This window comes from Promicromonospora kroppenstedtii DSM 19349 (assembly GCF_000515355.1).
Lineage (GTDB): Bacteria > Actinomycetota > Actinomycetes > Actinomycetales > Cellulomonadaceae > Promicromonospora > Promicromonospora kroppenstedtii.
In genome coordinates, this window is record NZ_KI911624.1 from 29258 (window position 1) to 30285 (window position 1028).

2 protein-coding genes are annotated in these 1028 nt (G+C 75.3%); one reads left to right on the forward strand and one right to left on the reverse strand.

All coding sequences use genetic code 11. The features are described from left to right. On the reverse strand, positions 1-386 hold a 386-nt coding region (locus PROKR_RS33955; protein ID WP_483823628.1), incomplete at its 3' end, for a Rossmann-fold NAD(P)-binding domain-containing protein. Positions 387-486: 100 nt separating this feature from the next. Between PROKR_RS33955 and PROKR_RS05560 the strand changes: the two genes are divergently transcribed. Then, positions 487-1028 (forward strand): TetR/AcrR family transcriptional regulator (locus PROKR_RS05560; RefSeq protein ID WP_051432706.1); only part of this gene is annotated, 542 nt, incomplete at its 3' end.

Below are 1028 nucleotides of genomic sequence, written 5' to 3' on the forward strand. Positions count from 1 at the left end.
GGCTCCCGGGCGCGCGCCAGGTCGTCGCGCAGCGCCCGGAGCAGCGCGACGGTGCCGAAGTGGTTGAGGCCGACGGCGACCGCCGGGTCCGCGCTCCCCGCGACGAGTGCCACGCCGTCGATCCCGGCGTGGGCGGGTGAGGGTGCGTCCGGATGTGTGTCCGGGGGTGCAGACGCGCGTGCGGGTGCGGGTGCGAGGGCCCGGATCTGCTCCACGGCGGCGGCGCGGGCCTCCGGGTCGGTGAGATCGGCGCGGACGTCGGCGGCCTCGGTGACGCCACAGCGGATCACGCGCGCGCCGTCCCGCTCGAGCCGTTCGGCGACGGCGGCGCCGATCCCGGAGTCGGTGCCGGTGACGACATAGGTGCGACCTGTGTGCTCGGGCATGGGTCTCCTCCGGGTTGGATGCACTAGTGCATCAGTACACTAGTGCATCGGCTGAGCTATGCTGTGCGGCAGGGCACACGGCGGTCGGGAGGGGAGAGGCGTGACGGCGGACGAGCGCGGCGGGATCCGGGAGCGCAAGCGGGCGGCGACCCGGGACGCCGTCGTGATCGCGGCGACGCGCCTGTTCCTCGAGCGGGGGGTGAGCGGGACGTCGATCGACGACATCGCGGCCGCGGCCGGGATCGCACGGCGCACGTTCTTCCTGCACTTCCCGGCCAAGGAGGACGTGCTCTTCCACCACCTGGAGGGGCACGTCCGCCGCGCGGTCGCGGCGCTCGACGACCTGCCGGTGGGCGCGTCCGACGGCGCCGACAACGGTGCGGCCGGTGTGCGCGCCGTGATGGCGGTGCTGGTCGACCTGTTCGAGGACCCGCGGGCCCGCACGGACGAGCTGGCCGACCTGCGGGCGGAGCTCATCACCGCGGCGCACGGGCTGCCGCCGTCCCTCGTGGTGCGGCTGCAGCGGGCCCAGTCGGAGCTCGTCGACGCGCTGCGCGGGAAGTTCCCCGATCCCGCCGAGTGGCCGCTCATGTCCGCGCACCTCGGCGCCTGCATGGGCGCCGCCGCAGCCGCTGCCGTCGC